General features: G+C 68.3%; 19 protein-coding genes. 14 read left to right on the top strand and 5 right to left on the bottom strand.

Translation table 11 applies throughout. The features are described from left to right. Window positions 1–72: 72 nt before the first annotated feature. The 3 genes from DID96_RS14970 to DID96_RS14960 form a co-directional block, all read right to left on the bottom strand. Window positions 73–315 (bottom strand): hypothetical protein, encoded by a 243-nt coding sequence (locus DID96_RS14970; protein ID WP_124600076.1) that lies wholly within the window; start codon window positions 313–315, stop codon window positions 73–75. A gap of 96 nt (window positions 316–411) precedes the next feature. Continuing rightward, window positions 412–1,200 carry a type III pantothenate kinase gene (locus DID96_RS14965; RefSeq protein ID WP_124600075.1) on the bottom strand — a complete coding sequence of 263 codons (789 nt, stop codon included), beginning with the start codon at window positions 1,198–1,200 and terminating at the stop codon, window positions 412–414. Beyond that, window positions 1,197–2,117 (bottom strand): biotin--[acetyl-CoA-carboxylase] ligase, encoded by a 921-nt coding sequence (locus tag DID96_RS14960; protein ID WP_124600074.1) that lies wholly within the window; start codon window positions 2,115–2,117, stop codon window positions 1,197–1,199. The genes DID96_RS14965 and DID96_RS14960 overlap by 4 nt, the downstream gene beginning before the upstream one ends. 319 nt (window positions 2,118–2,436) lie before the next feature. Between DID96_RS14960 and DID96_RS14955 the strand changes: the two genes are divergently transcribed. From DID96_RS14955 to DID96_RS14930, 7 genes are all read left to right on the top strand, one after another. After that, window positions 2,437–3,114: a PAAR domain-containing protein gene (locus DID96_RS14955; RefSeq protein ID WP_124600073.1), complete on the top strand. Its 678-nt coding sequence runs from the start codon at window positions 2,437–2,439 to the stop codon at window positions 3,112–3,114. Next, a complete protein-coding gene (locus DID96_RS14950; protein ID WP_124600072.1) occupies window positions 3,111–3,665 on the top strand; it encodes a hypothetical protein in 555 nt (184 codons plus the stop codon). The genes DID96_RS14955 and DID96_RS14950 overlap by 4 nt, the downstream gene beginning before the upstream one ends. Beyond that, the gene (locus tag DID96_RS38910; RefSeq protein ID WP_260463904.1) at window positions 3,658–3,978 is read left to right on the top strand and encodes a hypothetical protein; all 321 of its coding nucleotides are present in this window, start codon (window positions 3,658–3,660) and stop codon (window positions 3,976–3,978) included. Before DID96_RS14950 ends, DID96_RS38910 begins: the two co-directional genes overlap by 8 nt. A gap of 54 nt (window positions 3,979–4,032) precedes the next feature. Beyond that, window positions 4,033–4,332: a M35 family metallo-endopeptidase gene (locus DID96_RS38905; RefSeq protein WP_260463903.1), complete on the top strand. Its 300-nt coding sequence runs from the start codon at window positions 4,033–4,035 to the stop codon at window positions 4,330–4,332. Continuing rightward, window positions 4,235–4,750 (top strand): OmpA family protein, encoded by a 516-nt coding sequence (locus DID96_RS14940; RefSeq protein WP_124600071.1) that lies wholly within the window; start codon window positions 4,235–4,237, stop codon window positions 4,748–4,750. The genes DID96_RS38905 and DID96_RS14940 overlap by 98 nt, the downstream gene beginning before the upstream one ends. 274 nt (window positions 4,751–5,024) lie before the next feature. Continuing rightward, window positions 5,025–5,207 carry a hypothetical protein gene (locus DID96_RS14935; RefSeq protein WP_124600070.1) on the top strand — a complete coding sequence of 61 codons (183 nt, stop codon included), beginning with the start codon at window positions 5,025–5,027 and terminating at the stop codon, window positions 5,205–5,207. A 29-nt stretch (window positions 5,208–5,236) separates the two neighbouring features. Beyond that, window positions 5,237–5,761 (top strand): hypothetical protein, encoded by a 525-nt coding sequence (locus tag DID96_RS14930; protein ID WP_124600069.1) that lies wholly within the window; start codon window positions 5,237–5,239, stop codon window positions 5,759–5,761. A 152-nt stretch (window positions 5,762–5,913) separates the two neighbouring features. On the opposite strand, the gene DID96_RS14925 is transcribed toward DID96_RS14930, so the two are convergent. Both DID96_RS14925 and DID96_RS14920 read right to left on the bottom strand, forming a co-directional pair. Further along, a complete protein-coding gene (locus DID96_RS14925; protein ID WP_124600068.1) occupies window positions 5,914–6,762 on the bottom strand; it encodes a tetratricopeptide repeat protein in 849 nt (282 codons plus the stop codon). Between the two features lie 8 nt (window positions 6,763–6,770). Further along, window positions 6,771–8,837: a bifunctional 2',3'-cyclic-nucleotide 2'-phosphodiesterase/3'-nucleotidase gene (locus DID96_RS14920; RefSeq protein ID WP_124600067.1), complete on the bottom strand. Its 2,067-nt coding sequence runs from the start codon at window positions 8,835–8,837 to the stop codon at window positions 6,771–6,773. Between the two features lie 269 nt (window positions 8,838–9,106). Here DID96_RS14920 and DID96_RS14915 point away from each other — a divergent pair, with 269 nt between their 5' ends. From DID96_RS14915 to DID96_RS14885, 7 genes are all read left to right on the top strand, one after another. Then, window positions 9,107–10,231, top strand: a complete 1,125-nt coding sequence (locus DID96_RS14915) for an ABC transporter permease (protein ID WP_124600066.1) — start codon at window positions 9,107–9,109, stop codon at window positions 10,229–10,231. Beyond that, the gene (locus DID96_RS14910; RefSeq protein WP_124600065.1) at window positions 10,228–11,151 is read left to right on the top strand and encodes an ABC transporter ATP-binding protein; all 924 of its coding nucleotides are present in this window, start codon (window positions 10,228–10,230) and stop codon (window positions 11,149–11,151) included. The genes DID96_RS14915 and DID96_RS14910 overlap by 4 nt, the downstream gene beginning before the upstream one ends. A gap of 17 nt (window positions 11,152–11,168) precedes the next feature. Next, a complete protein-coding gene (locus tag DID96_RS14905) occupies window positions 11,169–12,098 on the top strand; it encodes an MlaD family protein (RefSeq protein ID WP_124600064.1) in 930 nt (309 codons plus the stop codon). A 21-nt stretch (window positions 12,099–12,119) separates the two neighbouring features. Continuing rightward, window positions 12,120–12,764 carry an ABC-type transport auxiliary lipoprotein family protein gene (locus DID96_RS14900; protein ID WP_409333779.1) on the top strand — a complete coding sequence of 215 codons (645 nt, stop codon included), beginning with the start codon at window positions 12,120–12,122 and terminating at the stop codon, window positions 12,762–12,764. A gap of 19 nt (window positions 12,765–12,783) precedes the next feature. Next, window positions 12,784–13,935, top strand: a complete 1,152-nt coding sequence (locus DID96_RS14895; RefSeq protein ID WP_124600062.1) for a VanZ family protein — start codon at window positions 12,784–12,786, stop codon at window positions 13,933–13,935. 96 nt (window positions 13,936–14,031) lie between these two features. Further along, window positions 14,032–14,349, top strand: coding sequence for a ferredoxin (locus DID96_RS14890; RefSeq protein WP_034208488.1), 318 nt, complete (start codon window positions 14,032–14,034; stop codon window positions 14,347–14,349). Between the two features lie 14 nt (window positions 14,350–14,363). Next, the gene (locus tag DID96_RS14885; protein ID WP_124600061.1) at window positions 14,364–15,008 is read left to right on the top strand and encodes an alpha/beta hydrolase; all 645 of its coding nucleotides are present in this window, start codon (window positions 14,364–14,366) and stop codon (window positions 15,006–15,008) included. Window positions 15,009–15,123: the final 115 nt, after the last annotated feature.

Raw genomic sequence — 15,123 nt, 5'->3', positions numbered from 1 at the left:
ATGCACGGCAATCCGCAGTAATCCGCAGTAATCCGCAGTAATCCGCGCGGCGGTGCGCGGCAATATGCAGCGTTATGGCGCAGAGGCTCCGAGCGGCTCGGCCGCTACCGCCGGCGCTGCGATCGGCCCGCCGCTGACGGCCTGATCGGAAGCTTGCGCGAGCGGCGTCACGCGCAGCGCGTCGGGCCGCACCTGCCGCGACAGGATCCCCGGCTCGCGCGGACCGGCCGCGGGCTGCGGCCCGAGCACCTCGCGCGTCACCACGAGCGCGAGCATGTTGGCGAGAAAGAGAACAGCGATCAGCCAGCGCAGCATCGTCGATACTCCTTTCCGTCGTCCAGTCAGGCCAGCCGTAACGCCGGCCGTTCAGTTCGCGCGGTCCGCGGCGCATCAGGCGGCGCGCGTCCCGTTTCAGCCAGTCGCAACCGTTTCCGCGGCGATCAGCGCCAGTCCGGAGAGGATCAGCGCATCGTGGCGCGTATATGGCACCGTCAGCGCACGCGCGACCTCGTCTGCCGCGCCGCCCGCGAGCACGAGCCGCACCGGCGCCTGCCACGCGTCGTTCAGATCGCGCCACGCGCGTTCGATCAGCCCCGCTTGCGCGTACAGGCAGCCGGCCGATAGCGAGCGCGGCGTATCGACCTGGAACGGTTCCGACTGTGCGCCGGCAAGCAGGCCGCTTGCGATGTCGGTCGTCAGCGTCGGCAACTGCGCGGTGTGCGTGCCGAGCGAGCGCATCATCAGCGCCCAGCCGGGCGCGATCAGCCCGCCCGTGAAGCGTCCGTCCGCGCGCAGCGCCTCGAGTGTCGTCGCGGTGCCGAACGTCGCGATCAGCAGGTGCTCCCCCGGAAACGCCGCGTGCGCGCCGATCAGGCCGGCCCAGCGGTCGCTGCCGAGCTGGTCGGGCGTCGTGTAGCCGTTGGTCACGCCGCCCTGCGCGGCGCACGCGCGGATCGTCGTGCGCGGCAGGCCCGGCCAGTACGTGTCGAGCAGCGCGTCGAGCCGCGCGGCGACGTCCGCGCCGGCGACATTCGAGATCCACGCGCCGCGCGGGCGCGGCATGTGCGCCCAGTCCGGATCGGCGCCGCCGTCGCGCGCATGGCCGAACGCGCCCGTTTCGACCAGCGTGCGTTGCGCGTCCGCGAGCGCCCACTTGATCCGGCTGTTGCCGGCATCGATCAGCAGGTGCGATGCGCTCATCGCGCGTCGCGCAGCGACACGTCGCCGGCCGCGATCGCCTGGATGCCGGCGGGCGTGTCGAGCAGCAGCTGGCCTGTCGCGTCGACGCCGGTCGCGATGCCGCGCGCACGCTCGACACCTTGCTCGATCAGCACCACTTCGCGGCCCGCGTAAGCGTGCAGCGCGTGCCAGCGCGGCAGGAACGGCGCGAGCCCGTCGCTCGCGAACTGTGCGAGCGCGGGCGTGAGCGCGTTCAGCGCTGCGGCGAGTGTCTCGGTGAGGTTCGCCGACGCCCATGCGGACGACAGCGCGGCGGGCGGCAGCGCGCCTGCCTGCGACGCTTCGCGCGCGCGCTGCGCGTCGACCTGCGCGGCGACGGCCTCCGCGCCGCGCACGTTGATGCCGAAGCCGATCACGACGGCCGTCGCGTCGGCGGTCGTCCAGACCGTTTCGATCAGGATCCCCGCGAGCTTGCCGACGAGCTGCGTCGAGCCGGCATCGGTGGCCGTCAGCAGCACGTCGTTCGGCCACTTGAGCGCGATGCTGGAGCGCCCGTCGAGCGGCAGCGCGGCGAGCCCTTCGGCGAGTGCGACGCCGATCGCGATGCTCAAGCCGCCGAGCGCGTCGACGGGGCGCGGCACGATGCAGCCGACCGAGCACAAGAGCGCGTTGCCCGGCTGCGCGAACCACGGCCGGCCCTGTCGGCCGCGGCCCGCCGTCTGCTCGAACGCGACTCGCACGAGCGGCGCGGGCAGCGCGCTCGCGGTGCGCGGCAGCGCCTTCAGGCGGGCGGCGAGGTCGGCGTTGGTCGAGCCGGTCGCGGCGACGATGTCGAGCGGCCACGCACGCGGCGTGGCGTCCAGGTGCGCCTCGAGGCGGCCGCGCGCGATCTGCGCGCCGTCGGTGTCGGGCGTGTCGGGGGAGGTCGGGGCGTTCATGGCGCCTATTGTAGCGACAGGGGGGCGGGGCTGCGTCGGGAAATACCGGGGAGTGCGGTGGCGCCGCAGCGTGCTCCTGAGTTGCGACAGGTCCGATCGATCTGGCCGCTTTAGCGCCGGGGCGGGGCGGGGCAAGTCATGCGCACCGGCGCGCCGCCGAGCCGGATGGCACCTGATCCGGCCCGTCATTTGCTGCACAAACGGGCTTAAACGAACATTATTGGTAAGGATTTCGAACTTGTCTGATTGATTCTCCTCTCTTGCTCGCGCAAATTGGCGCACGGGGATACTCACCCATCCATCGAGAAAGGAGATCCGGATGAATAGCGAGCAGAAGGCACAGACCCATCTCTTTGCCACTATCGGTTCACTTACGGCGCGCGGCGGTCGGGTGACCAAGGCCACCGGCGGCCTGACAGTCGTCGGGCTTGCCATTGCCCGTGTTGGCGATATCGTGACCTACGAGGATGGCAGCGAGGCCGTCATTACGGACGGTGCGGGAGCACATGCAGTCGGCGGCGGCAAGCCGTTTGCGTTGGTGGGAAGCCGATTGAGCAACGGCGACTGCATTGCCGAAACGCTCCAGCGCTCGTGGGGAATTCATGTGCCGGCGGGCAAAATCGTCGACGGTTTGTTCGACCCGACCTACGTGCCACCACCCGCTGCTCCGCGCTATCGACTGGCGGTGCGAGGGGCGACGACAGCGCGGGGCGGCGTGTTGCGCGAGGCGACCGGCACGTGGGAAACCGGTGTCCGGCTCGGCAAGGCCGGCGTTTTGGGCGATCTGGTCCACTATGCGGACGGCTCGACCGCGCGAATTTCAAGCGGCCTCGGGCTGGCCGATCACAGCAACTTCGAACCGCTGGCTTTCGTCGGAAGCGAACTGGATAACGGCGACACCATTACGGACAGCCCGGAGCGTGAAGGCATGGCGTTTGCCAATGTCTTCACGGTTGTGAAGCGTTCGGCAGTGACACGCAGAGGGGTGGCCGGATGATCCGCTATTTCCTTGCTAGAGGTGACCGGGGCGGCAGCGCGGTGATTACCGAAGGTCTCGAAAATGTGACCTGCTCGAACCCGCCGCCGAGCGTAAATATCGCCACGCTTTACATGAAAACCTACTGTACGGCCTGCAATCAGGCGGGGTTTATCGCCCCGAAGGGGCCGCGCTGGCCTGGCACCGGACCGAACGGCAAGCCGTGGGCGCTGAGTGGCGATATCAACGTCTGCGGCTGCAACCCACCGCCAGTCTTCTACGCTGAGCGTGGCATGACCATGTCCTTCACGGCCGAGCAAGCGACGGAGCTAATGGGGCGAAGCCGAAGCGAAGTCCACCCGTCACCGCCAATTGGTGCCGAACACGACGAGCAATACGTGTTGCGCAACGCCGATACCGGCCGACCATTGGCACGCATGCGGTATCGCATCCACGCCGAATCGGGGCAGGTGTTCAGTGGCGTCACCGACTCCACCGGCCACACCCAGCGCGTGACGACAAGCGGCGCAGAGAACCTGAGAATCGACATTATCGAGAACAACAATGCCTGAGCATGATTACGAATATGTAACCGTTCACGACTCGGCCGTGACGAACACCACACCGGGCTCGACAGTTGAAATCTTTCTGTCGCTCAGTGGGCCGCCGATCTGCGAAAATATGACCGATGCCGAATTTCGCAAAAAGGTTCTAACGTTGCGTGACGAGGCTTTGAAAATAATCGCGCAACGAATTCATGAACTGGTCGCCTGGGAGGCGCCAGCGCAAGCCAGAGTCAAGGAGTGGTTCGGGAAAACTGACGAGACAATTCGCACAACCCTGTTAAATGGTCTGGCGGAACTAGCAAAGGTAATGAAGGGGTAAACGGCCAGGAACTTTGTTCGCTCCGATCCGCGGCTCGACAGGGCATTAGGATGCATGCCTAACACCAAAAATCTGGCTGGCGAGGTCGCCCACGTTTGTGGCCCGGACACGGCAACACATACGATATCAATAAACCCGAAGTTCTGTGAGCTGCCAGAACGAAGCGCGGGTACACTTGATTCAATGCAACAGACGATTGTTCACGAGTGCACCCATTTTACCGATACGTTTGGCTCGCTTGACTACAAAAATACGTATGGACAGTTCCTCAGTAGGCGCCTTGCAAAAAATGAGCCGGAGATGGCGATCAGGAATGCGGACAATATTGCCTGGTATATTCTTTACGTTGATTAGTTTTGCTGCATTGTGCGTTTCGGGTAAGGCTTCCGCATGTAGTTTTGCGTTGCAGTATGGCGGCAAGATCCAGCATGGCATTACAACAATTTCGAACGCCGATCGAGTCGCACTTGCAGAACTGCTGGTGACGGTCCGTGATAGCGTGGCTAAAGACGGACCTGTCGTCATCTATGGATTCGCAGACGACAACGAACATCATGCGGAAACCATTGCGTATCGCCGGGCGGAAGCTGTCAGGGAATATCTGTTGAGTCTTGGAATTTTGCGGGATCGAATAAACATCGACACGAAAATCTGGCGAAGCGATTCGCTCGTTCCCCCGAGCGAACGTAACCAGATCGAAGTCGAGTTTGTCCCCGCGTGTTCGCCAAGCGGCTGCGAGAGCCCTTGTGACGCAACCGTGCCACGGCGATGAGTTGAAGACGAGGATCGCACATATGGCGCGGTCATTTGTTTCGGCGTCACGTCTTCGCTTTCGTCTGCTAAACGCAGCGCCATAACACGCCATCCCCCGTCCACATCTTGATATTCCCCACCGGCGAGACTACGTTCGATATATCCGCTCTGGCGGCGTGCTGCGCGGCGTGTGCCGGTTGCACACGCCGCGTTTCGACGGGGTTGCCCGCTGCAACGCAGGCGAACCGCCGCGCCAGTCCGTTCTCGTCGTTGCAGCATCGAGGGAAATGACGATGAGCAAGCTTCATTCGTGTTCGAACCTGTCCAGCCTGTTCGAGCGCTTCCACCGCAAGACGACCCAGATCTCCGAAGACGTCCGGCAGCCAATGATGCGGGCGTGCCGCCGGCTGTCGGCGGCGATCGCGTCGGGATGGTCGGCGGTTCGCTCCGTTACGTCGCATTCGCACCGGCACTGACGCGGCAGACCGTTTCAAAGGAGGTCGCCATGGAACTTCACATGCATTCGCACCATTACGAGCGCCGCATTCCGGTGTGGCGTGCAGCCGTGATCGGCGGGTGCGTAGCCGGCGCGGTCTTCCTCGTCATCCAGGTCGTCGCGGCGGGAATCATCGGACATGACGCGTGGGCGCCGCTGCGCATGATCGCGGCAATCTACTTCGGCGACGACGCGCTCGCGCCGTCGACCACGGTCGAGGTGTGGATCCTGCTGGCAGCGCTCGGCGTGCACTTCGCGTTGTCGATCGTCTTTGCACTGATCCTCGCCGTGATCATCGCGTGTTTCAGCCTGGATTCGAGTGTCGCGATGGCCAGCGTGACGGGGGCCGTATTCGGCGTGGCGCTGTACGTCGTCAACTACTACGGCATGACGCAACTGTTCCCGTGGTTCGCCGACGCGCGCGGCTGGGTGAGCGCACTGGATCACGTCGTGTTCGGGCTGATCGTGTCCGACGCATACCTGCGCCTGGAAAAGCACGAGGTGCCCCCGGGCGCGACGGACGGCAGCGTTTGAACGAAACCCGAAGCCTCGCATCCCGCCGACACCGCGCCGGATGCCGGCACTGCAACCGCGCAGAGCCGGCTCCTGCAGGCTGCTGAAAAACCGACCATCACGCGCTGCACGTCGCTCGCATTGCGGCATCTGCGCCGCGCACGCAGCACCCGTCACGGCGCGATGACCGGATGCTTCAGCGCGTGCGCGGTTTCGATCCACTGCGCGTGGAATTCGTCCGCATCCGGCTTGAGACCCAGTTCGCCGTTGCGATACGCCATCGCGAGCGTCTGCACCGCTTCGGGCAGTTCATGCTCGGCCGCGCGCCGGTACAGCGCGAGCGCACGTGCGTCGTCGCGCGGCACGCCGCTGCCGTCGCGATACGCGTTGGCGAGCATGAAGTCCGCGGCCGGAATGTCCGCGTGCGACGCGGCCTCGAACCAGCGCGCCGCCTGCACGGGATCGGCGGCGACGCCGTAGCCGCTGCGGTAGATCAGCCCGAGGTAATACGCGGCGGCAGGATCGCCATGTTCGGCGGCGGCGCCGAGCAATGTGCGGGCGCGCGCATAGTCCTTCGGCAGCCCGCCGCTGCCGAGCAGCAGTGCCTTGCCGAGCGCGAGTTGCGCGCGCCGCGCGGCCGGCGCCGCGATCGCGCCGTCCGCTTGCGCGGCGGTCTCGAGCCAGCCGCGCCCTTCGTCGCGCAAGCCGGGCTCGCGCGCGTCGACGAGCGCGACGCCGAGCGCCGCCTGGGCGTCGGCGGACCCGTCGCGCGCAAGGTCGCGCAGCCGCGCGAGCGCGCGCGGCTCGCCGGCCTGCGTGACCATCGCCTGCCATTCCTCCAGCTGCGCGGCGCTTGGCGCGGGGCCGGCGCCGCGCCAGCCGGTCGCCGCGGCGGCAGCGGCGACGATCGCCGCCGCCGCCGCCGCGAGCAGCACGGCGGGCGGCAGCTTCATGCGCAGCAGGCGCCGCGCGGCCGGCGCGAAGCCCGCCTCGGCGGGCCGCATCGTGCGGATCGGTTGCATCGCGTGTCTCATTGCGTCAGGTCGATCTCGTAGGTGGCGAGGTTCTTGCCCGAGCCGTCATCCGCCGCGACCTGCGTAATGCCGGCGACGCCCGCCGCTGCCGCGTCGGCGATGCGGTTCGGCGCGGACGCGAACTGCACGTGCGCGACCGAGCTCGCGAGCTTCGTGAAGCGCCAGCTGCGCGCCGCGCCGTCCGCGACGCGGGTGAGTGCGCCGTGCTTCTTGATGTACGCGATCAGCACGTCGCGGTTCGCGTCCGGCGACGCGAAGATCGTCTTGCTGCCGTCGAGGCCCGGGAAGTTGCCGCCGCCGCTCGCGCGATAGTTGTTGGTCGCGACGATGAACTGCGCGTTCGGGTCGAGCGGCGCGCCTTTGTACGTCAGGTGTTTGATCCGGCTGCCGACCGGCTGCGTGACGTCGATCTCGTACGCGAGGTCCGCCGACGTGAACATGTCGAAGTTGTAGCCGGGGAAGCTGCTGACGAGCTTCTGCACGGTCGCCTGGGTCGGGTCGATCGTGTTGAAGCGCTTCGCGGCGGTCTCGAGCCAGTTCTTCACGTCGCCGCCGCTCACCTTCACCGCGTAGACGGTGTTCGGGTACAGGTACAGGTCGGCCGCGTTGTTGATCGCGAGCGCGCCCGGCGCGACGTCGGTGAAGTCGTTGCCGCCGCCGAAGCCGCTCTTGAACGGCGCGCTGACCGACAGCACCGGCAGCGATGCGTACTGCGGCAGGTTCGCCTGCACGTAGGTGCGCACGTAGTCGGCCTGCGCCTCGTTGACGATCTGGATCGCGCCCGGATCGCCGACGTCGGCGAAATACGAGTTCATCCGGTAGTCGGTCGAGCCGATCGGCGTCTTCACATAGTTGATCGTCGCCTGGTGCTCGGCGGCGATCGCGGCTGCGACCGACGGGTCGGCGGCGACATAGCTCTTGTCCGCGTTCTGGATCGCGCGCGCCTCGACGGTCGTTTGCGACTTGTCGACGCGCCACGTCTTGCCGTCGAACGCGAGGCCGAGCTTGATCACGCCGAGGTGCTTGCCCCAGTAGTTCGCCATCACGGTCGGCACGCCGTTGACGGTGCCCTTCACCTTGTCGACGCCCGGCAGGTTGAACTGCGGCACCGTGCTGTTCGCATCCGGGAACACCTGGTGCGAGTGGCCGATCAGCATCGCGTCGATGCCCGGCACGGTCGACAGCCACCAGCTGCCGTTTTCCATCGTCGGCGAATAAGCCGAGTTGTCGAGGCCGCCGTGCGAGATCGCGACGACGAGGTCCGCGCCCTTCGCGCGCATCTCGGGGATGTACTTCTCGGCCGCTTCCTTCAGGCCGGTCGTGTACACCTTGCCGTCGAGCCAGCGCTTGTCCCAGCTCATGATCGCGGGCGGCGTGAAGCCGATGATGCCGATCTTCACAGGCGCGCTGACCGTCTTGCCGTCCGGCGTGGTCGCGGTCACGGTGCGCGTGAGGATCGTGTACGGCGTGAAGAGCGGTGCGTTGGTCTTCGCGCTGATCACGTTCGCGAGCACCTGCGGGAACGCCGGGCCCGCGCACTTCTTCTGCTGCGCGGGCGCGGGCAGGCCGTCGACGTCGAACGTGTTGCCGGTCACCTGCGACAGGTACGGCAGCCCGTAGTTGAATTCGTGGTTGCCGATCCCGCCGCCATCGAATTTCGCCGCGTTCATCACCTTGTAGATCGCGAGCGTCTGATCGCAGCCGATCGGGTTCACGAGCGCCTGGTAGTCGGCGAGCGCGGTGCCCTGGATCGTGTCGCCGTTGTCGAGCAGCAGCGTGTTCGTGTACTGCGCACGCGCCTGCGCGATCAGCGTCGCGACGCGCTCGAAGCCGAGCGAGTTGTCCGTAGCGAGCTTGAAATAGTCATACGACAGCACGTTCGTGTGCAGGTCGGTCGTCTCGAGCACGGCGAGGGTCGCCTTCGTGCCGGCAGGCGCTTGCGCCTGCGCCGGCGGGGCCGGCGGCGCGGTCACGTCGTCACCGCCGCAGGCGGCGAGGAAGGCGAGGCCCGCGAGCGCGACAGCGGCCGGCACGCGATGGCGGGGAAACGGGGGGAGACGCATCGGTTGTCCTGTTCGGTGTTCTGTTGTGTAGTTGTGATTCGTCCTGATCCGCACTGAAGACGGCACATGCGCCGACGGCCTGCTGTGCGGCGCGTGAGAGTATCGAAAGGAAACGTGACGGAGGAATGAAAGCAAGACGACGGCTTTCCGGAAGGTGCGCGGCCGTCCGGCGCCGCGGCCGCCGATCCGGCCCCGGCGGAAATCGTCACGTCGCGGCGGCGGACGGTTCGCTACAATGGCCGTTGTCATTCATTTGCAAACAAGCCGCCTTGGATTTCGACACTCCTCCCGGCCTGTCGGTCGATGCCGGCGGCCAGGGCCCGACCGTGCGCCTGTACGGACAGTGGACCGCGCTCGCGCTGGCGCGCAATCGCGGCGCCGTCGCGCGCCGCGTCGCGGGTCTCGCGAGGGAGCGCGTGCGCGAATGGGATCTGTCCGGCATCGAGCGGATCGACCACGTCGGCGGCCAGGCGCTGTGGCGCGTGTGGGGCCGCAAGCTGCCGGCCGGCATCGCGCTCTCCGACACGCAGCGCACGATCTTCGAGCGCATCGAGCGGCTCGACCGCCAGCGCGAGGCGCCCGAGCGCATCGTGCGGCTTGATCCCGTCACGCGTCTCGGCCGCGCGCTCTTCACGTTCGCCGAGCACCTGCAGGGCGGCATCTCGATGTTCGGCCGCGTGATCCTCGACGCGCTGTCCGTGCTGCGCCGGCCGAAGACGATGCCGTGGAAGGAAACCTCGGCGAACGTGTACAGCGCGGGCGCGCAGGCGCTGCCGATCACCGCGCTCGTCGCGTTCCTGATCGGCATCGTGCTCAGCTACCTGTCCGCGCAGCAGCTGCAGATGTTCGGCGCGAACCGGTATATCGTGAACATCCTCGGCCTGTCGGTGATTCGCGAGCTCGGGCCCGTGCTGTCGGCGATCCTCGTCGCCGGGCGCTCGGGTTCGGCGATCACCGCGCAGATCGGCGTGATGCGCGTGACCGAGGAGCTCGATGCGATGCGCGTGATGGGCATCCCGCACGGGCTGCGGCTGATCCTGCCGCGCGTGCTCGCGCTCGGCATCGCGATGCCGCTGCTCGTGATGTGGACCAACATCATCGCGCTCGCGGGCGGCGCGCTCGCCGCGAAGCTCGCGCTCGGCATCGATTTCAGCTTCTTCGTGCGCTCGCTGCCGGGCGTCGTACCGATCGCGAACCTGTACATCGGCCTCGGCAAGGGCGTCGTGTTCGGGATGCTGATCGCGCTCGTCGCGTGCCATTTCGGTTTCCGCATCAAGGCGAACTCGCAGAGCCTTGGCGAAGGCACGACGACGTCGGTCGTCACGTCGATCACGGTCGTGATCCTCGCGGATGCGGTGTTCGCGATGCTGTTCCAGAACGTGGGGCTCGGATGAACACGTTGAATCAACCGCCAGCGGGCCCTGCGGCAGCCGCTGCCGGGGCCGCCGCTGCCGCCGATGCCACGACGGGCGTTGCGCCGCCGGCCGACGAGTACGTGATCGAGGTACGCAACCTGACGAAGCGCTACGGGCGCAACATCGTCCACCAGAAGCTCGATTTCGACGTGCGGCGCGGCGAGATCGTGTCGATCGTCGGCGGCTCGGGCTCGGGCAAGACGACGCTCGTGCGGCAGATCCTCGGCCTCGAGCGGCCGACATCCGGCACGATCAAGGTGTTCGGCGAGGACACGTCGAAGATCGACGCGGCGACTGCGCGGACCATGCGCAGCCGCTCGGGCATGCTGTTCCAGCAGGGCGCGCTGTTCTCGTCGATGACGGTGTTCGACAACGTCGCGCAGCCGCTGCGCGAACTCGGCCGCGTGCCGGCCGACCTGCTGCACGACATCGTGATGCTGAAGCTCGAGATGGTCGGGCTGCCGTGCAAGCATGCGTCGAAGATGCCGGCCGCGCTGTCGGGCGGGATGGTGAAGCGGGTCGGCATCGCGCGCGCGATCGCGCTCGAGCCGGAGCTGCTGTTCCTCGACGAGCCGACGGCCGGGCTCGACCCGCAGGCGTCGGAAGAATTCGTCGAGCTGATCGCGACGCTGCACCGCACGCTCGGGCTGACCGTCGTGATGGTGACGCACGATCTCGACACGATGGTCGCGCTGTCGACGCGCGTCGCGGTGCTCGCCGACCGCAAGGTGCTCGTCGCGGCGCCGGTGGAAGAGGCCGCGAACGTCGACCATCCGTTCATCCACGAATACTTTCTGGGGCTGCGCGGACGGCGCGCGTTGCAGGCGTTGCCGCCCGAACGCCGCGCGAAGCTGCCGGCGGCGGCCCTCGAACCGGCGCCGGCGAGCGTCGAGCTGTAGCCTGAAGGAACCCGCGAATGGAAAACAAATCGCATGCATTCTGGGCCGGCCTGTTCACGATCGCGCTGACGCTCGCGATCGCGGGCGCCGTGTTCTGGTTCAACGTCGACCGCACCGTGCGGATCCCGTACGACCTGATCGCGCGCACCAACGTCACGGGCCTGTTCCCGGACGCGGCCGTGCGCTTTCGCGGCCTCGACGTCGGCAAGGTGCAGTCGATCGGCTTCGACCGGTCGCGCCCCGGGCAGATCCGGATCCGGATCATGGTCGACAAGGATGCGCCGATCACGCAGTCGACGTTCGGCAGCCTCGGCTTCCAGGGCGTGACGGGCATCGCGTTCGTGCAGCTCGACGACACGGGGCGCGACCTGTCGCCGCTGCCGTCGTCGCCGAAGGCGATCGCGCAGATCCCGATGCACCCGAGCCTGTTCGACCAGATCCAGCAGCGCGGCGACGTGCTGCTGCGGCAGCTCGAACTCGCGGCGAAGAGCGCGAACGAGCTGATGTCGCCGGAAATGCGCGACCAGCTGCGCGCGACCGCGGCAAGCCTGCAGCACGCGGCGGACGGCGTGACGACGCTGTCGAAGCAGCTCGGGCCGGCTGTGGCCGAGCTGCCCGGGACGATGCACGAGGTGAGCCGCACGATGGCGTCGGCGAACACGCTGCTGCAGCCGAACGGCCCGCTCGTCGCGAACCTGAACAAGGCCGGCACCGCGGCCGAGCAGATCGGCGTCGCGCTGAACGAGCTGAACGCGCGCGTGCAGTACGACACGCTGCCGCGCTTCAATGCGCTCGCGGTGAGCGTCGGCGATGCGTCGCGCCAGCTGAAGGACGTCGCCGGTGAACTCGGCCGCAACCCGCGCAGTCTGTTGTTCGGCTCGCCGGGTGCGGCGCCGGGGCCCGGCGAGGCGGGCTTCGTCTGGCCTGGCGCTGCGGCCGGCCACTGATCCATCGAATCCGGAAACCTCATGCAGGAACACGCCATGTCCCGAATCCTTGCCCGGACCCGAGCCCGGCGCCCGGCCGCGGCGGCCGCCGCCGTGCTGACGCTCGCGCTGGCTGCCGGCTGCGCGAGCGAGCGCGCGGCGCTGTCGAACATCCACTACGACCTCGGCCCGGCCGCGCCGGTCGCGACCGCCGGCACGGGCCCCGCGCTGAAGGTGCTCGACGTCGCCGCGCCGGACGCGCTCGATTCGGACAAGTTCGTCTACCGGCTCGCGTACGCGGATGCGCAGCGCACCGCCGTCTATCGCGACAGCCGCTGGACCGCGCCGCCCGCGCAACTGCTCACGCAGCGGCTGCGTGGCGCGCTGTCGTCGCGCGGCGCGGTGCTCGAAGGCTCCGACGGCGTGCGTGCGCCGACGCTCAAGATCGACCTGAACGAGTTCGAGCAGGTGTTCGACGGCGAGTCGCAGAGCCACGGCGCGGTCGCCGTGCGGGCGACGCTGACGCTGGACGGCAAGGTGCTCGGCCAGCGTACGTTCGTGTCGCGCGCGCCGTCGAGCACGCCCGACGCCGCCGGCGGCGCGCGCGCGCTCGCGATGGCGAGCGACGACCTCGTCGCGCAGATCGCCGCGTGGGTCGGCATGCAGGCGTACGCGGGCACCCCGTAATGCGCGGGCCGCGTCCGCGATGAGCGTGTCCGGCTCGCCCCGCGCGTCGTCGCTCGCGCGGCAGGCGTTCGGTGCGTATGCGGCGCTCGTCGTGTACGCGTCGCTGTATCCGTTCGAGGGCTGGACCGCGCTCGGCATCGGCCCGTTCGACTACCTGTTCGCGCCGATGCAGCGCTACGTGACTGCGTTCGACGTCGTCACGAACGTGCTCGGCTACATGCCGTTCGGCGGCCTCGCGGTGCTCGCGCTGCATCCGCGCTGGCGCGGCGTCGGCGCGACGCTGATCGCGGGCGCGCTCGGCATGCTGCTGTCGGGGTCGATGGAGGCGCTGCAGACCTATCTGCCGACGCGCGTCGCGTCGAATCTCGATCTCGCGGCCAATGCGCTCGGTGCGTTGCTCGGCGCGGCGCTCGTCGCACCGGCAACCGGCGCGCTGCTCGATCGCGGCGCGCTGCGGCGGCTGCGCTTCGCGTGGTTCGAGCCGGACGGCGCGACGCCGCTGCTACTCGCCGCGCTGTGGCCGTTCGCGATCCTCTTTCCTTCACCGTTCCTGTTCGGCATCGGCGACTGGCCGGCCGAACTGTGGGAGCGCGCGGACGCGTCGATGCAGGACGCGCTGCTCGCGTGGCTGCCGGCCGCGTGGCGCGTGACGGACTGGCCGCAGCGCGTCGACGGCTGGCTGTCCGACTCCGCGTGGGAGGCCGCGCTCGGCGGGCTGATGCTGTTCGCCGCGCTCGCGATCGCGTCGCTCGCGATGCGGCCGCGCGCGCCGCGCGTGCGGCTGCTGATCGCGCTCGTCGTCGCGACGCTCGTGCTGAAGGCCGGCGCGACCTACATGCAGTCGACGACCGGCCTCGTCGTCATGTGGGCGACGCCCGGCGCGCGGCTCGGCATCGAGCTCGGCTTCGCGGCCGCGCTCGTCGCGCTCCACGTGCCCGGCACGTGGCGGGCGGCGCTGGCCGCCGCCGCACTCGTCGCCGGCGTCGCGCTCGTCAACCTGCTGCCCGTCAATCCGTTCTTCGACTTCACGCTGTCGGGCTGGCGGCAGGGCCGCTACGTGCACTTCAACAGCCTCGCGCGCTGGCTCGCATGGATCTGGCCCTATGCGGCGCTGATCTGGCTCGGGCTGCGCGTCGAGCGCGCGTGGCTGCCGGTCGCGCCGCGCCGCTGACGGGCAGCCGCGCGCGTCGCTCGCTATAATCGTCCGCACCATTCACCTGCCACTGCCGGTCCGGCATCGCCGCCGGGCCGCCTGCCGTCACCGATCATGGATTCCTACTACCAGCACCACGTCTTCTTCTGCCTGAACCAGCGCGAGCCTGGCGCCGAGCGCCCGAGCTGCGCGCAATGCGATGCGCAGACCATGCAGGAATACGCGAAAAAGCGCGTGAAGGAGCTCGGCCTCGCGGGGCCCGGCAAGGTCCGCATCAACAAGGCCGGCTGCCTCGACCGCTGCGAGGAGGGGCCCGTGATGGTCGTCTATCCGGAAGGCACCTGGTACACGTACGTCGATCGTGCGGACATCGACGAGATCGTCGAATCGCACCTGCGCGACGGCAAGGTCGTCGAGCGCCTGAAGATCTGAGCGAGCCGGCCCGAATGAACGTACATACGCAGAAATCGCTGATCGCCGGCCCCGTCGGGCAGATCGAGATCGCCGTCGACCTGCCGGACGCGGTGCGCGACGGCAGCATCGCGCCGCGCGGCATCGCGCTCGTCGCGCATCCGCACCCGCTGTTCGGCGGCACGATGGACAACAAGGTCGCGCAGACGCTCGCGCGCACGCTCGTGCAGCTCAACTACGTCGTGTACCGGTCGAACTTCCGCGGCGTCGGCGCGACCGAAGGCGCGCACGACAACGGTGCGGGCGAGGCCGACGACCTGCTCGCGGTGCTCGCGCACATGCGCGCGCAGCCGGCCTATGCGGACCTGCCGCTCGTGCTGGCCGGCTTCTCGTTCGGCACCTTCGTGCTGTCGCATGTCGCGAAGCGGCTGCGCGACGCGGGGCAGGCGATCGAGCGGATGGTGTTCGTCGGCACGGCCGCGAGCCGCTGGCAGGTTGCCGACGTGCCAGACAACACGCTCGTGATCCACGGCGAGACCGACGACACGGTGCCGATCGCGTCCGTCTACGACTGGGCGCGGCCGCAGGAACTGCCAGTCGTCGTGATTCCCGGCGCCGAGCATTTCTTCCACCGCAAGCTGCATGTGCTGAAGCGCATCGTGATCGACGCGTGGCGCTAGCCCAAGTGCCGGCGCGGCGCGACGGCGCGCAGTCCGGCCGCGTGCGCACCGGCGTCGCACCGGTCCGCTCGCTCCCCATTTCGCGTTCCGCCGCGTGGCGACTTGCACGTCGCCT

The organism is Burkholderia sp. Bp8963, from assembly GCF_003854275.1.
Lineage (GTDB): Bacteria > Pseudomonadota > Gammaproteobacteria > Burkholderiales > Burkholderiaceae > Burkholderia.
This window is presented reverse-complemented; position numbering and strand designations above follow the sequence as displayed.

Excerpts from the sequence above, each read along its gene's own strand:
- DID96_RS14970 (WP_124600076.1), bottom strand. The coding sequence starts at position 315 with ATGCTGCGCTGGCTGATCGCTGTTCTCTTTCTCGCCAACATGCTCGCG.
- DID96_RS14965 (WP_124600075.1), bottom strand. The coding sequence starts at position 1,200 with ATGAGCGCATCGCACCTGCTGATCGATGCCGGCAACAGCCGGATCAAG.
- DID96_RS14960 (WP_124600074.1), bottom strand. The coding sequence starts at position 2,117 with ATGAACGCCCCGACCTCCCCCGACACGCCCGACACCGACGGCGCGCAG.
- DID96_RS14955 (WP_124600073.1), top strand. The coding sequence starts at position 2,437 with ATGAATAGCGAGCAGAAGGCACAGACCCATCTCTTTGCCACTATCGGT.
- DID96_RS14950 (WP_124600072.1), top strand. The coding sequence starts at position 3,111 with ATGATCCGCTATTTCCTTGCTAGAGGTGACCGGGGCGGCAGCGCGGTG.
- DID96_RS38910 (WP_260463904.1), top strand. The coding sequence starts at position 3,658 with ATGCCTGAGCATGATTACGAATATGTAACCGTTCACGACTCGGCCGTG.
- DID96_RS38905 (WP_260463903.1), top strand. The coding sequence starts at position 4,033 with ATGCCTAACACCAAAAATCTGGCTGGCGAGGTCGCCCACGTTTGTGGC.
- DID96_RS14940 (WP_124600071.1), top strand. The coding sequence starts at position 4,235 with ATGGACAGTTCCTCAGTAGGCGCCTTGCAAAAAATGAGCCGGAGATGG.
- DID96_RS14935 (WP_124600070.1), top strand. The coding sequence starts at position 5,025 with ATGAGCAAGCTTCATTCGTGTTCGAACCTGTCCAGCCTGTTCGAGCGC.
- DID96_RS14930 (WP_124600069.1), top strand. The coding sequence starts at position 5,237 with ATGGAACTTCACATGCATTCGCACCATTACGAGCGCCGCATTCCGGTG.
- DID96_RS14925 (WP_124600068.1), bottom strand. The coding sequence starts at position 6,762 with ATGCAACCGATCCGCACGATGCGGCCCGCCGAGGCGGGCTTCGCGCCG.
- DID96_RS14920 (WP_124600067.1), bottom strand. The coding sequence starts at position 8,837 with ATGCGTCTCCCCCCGTTTCCCCGCCATCGCGTGCCGGCCGCTGTCGCG.
- DID96_RS14910 (WP_124600065.1), top strand. The coding sequence starts at position 10,228 with ATGAACACGTTGAATCAACCGCCAGCGGGCCCTGCGGCAGCCGCTGCC.
- DID96_RS14905 (WP_124600064.1), top strand. The coding sequence starts at position 11,169 with ATGGAAAACAAATCGCATGCATTCTGGGCCGGCCTGTTCACGATCGCG.
- DID96_RS14900 (WP_409333779.1), top strand. The coding sequence starts at position 12,120 with ATGCAGGAACACGCCATGTCCCGAATCCTTGCCCGGACCCGAGCCCGG.
- DID96_RS14895 (WP_124600062.1), top strand. The coding sequence starts at position 12,784 with ATGAGCGTGTCCGGCTCGCCCCGCGCGTCGTCGCTCGCGCGGCAGGCG.
- DID96_RS14890 (WP_034208488.1), top strand. The coding sequence starts at position 14,032 with ATGGATTCCTACTACCAGCACCACGTCTTCTTCTGCCTGAACCAGCGC.
- DID96_RS14885 (WP_124600061.1), top strand. The coding sequence starts at position 14,364 with ATGAACGTACATACGCAGAAATCGCTGATCGCCGGCCCCGTCGGGCAG.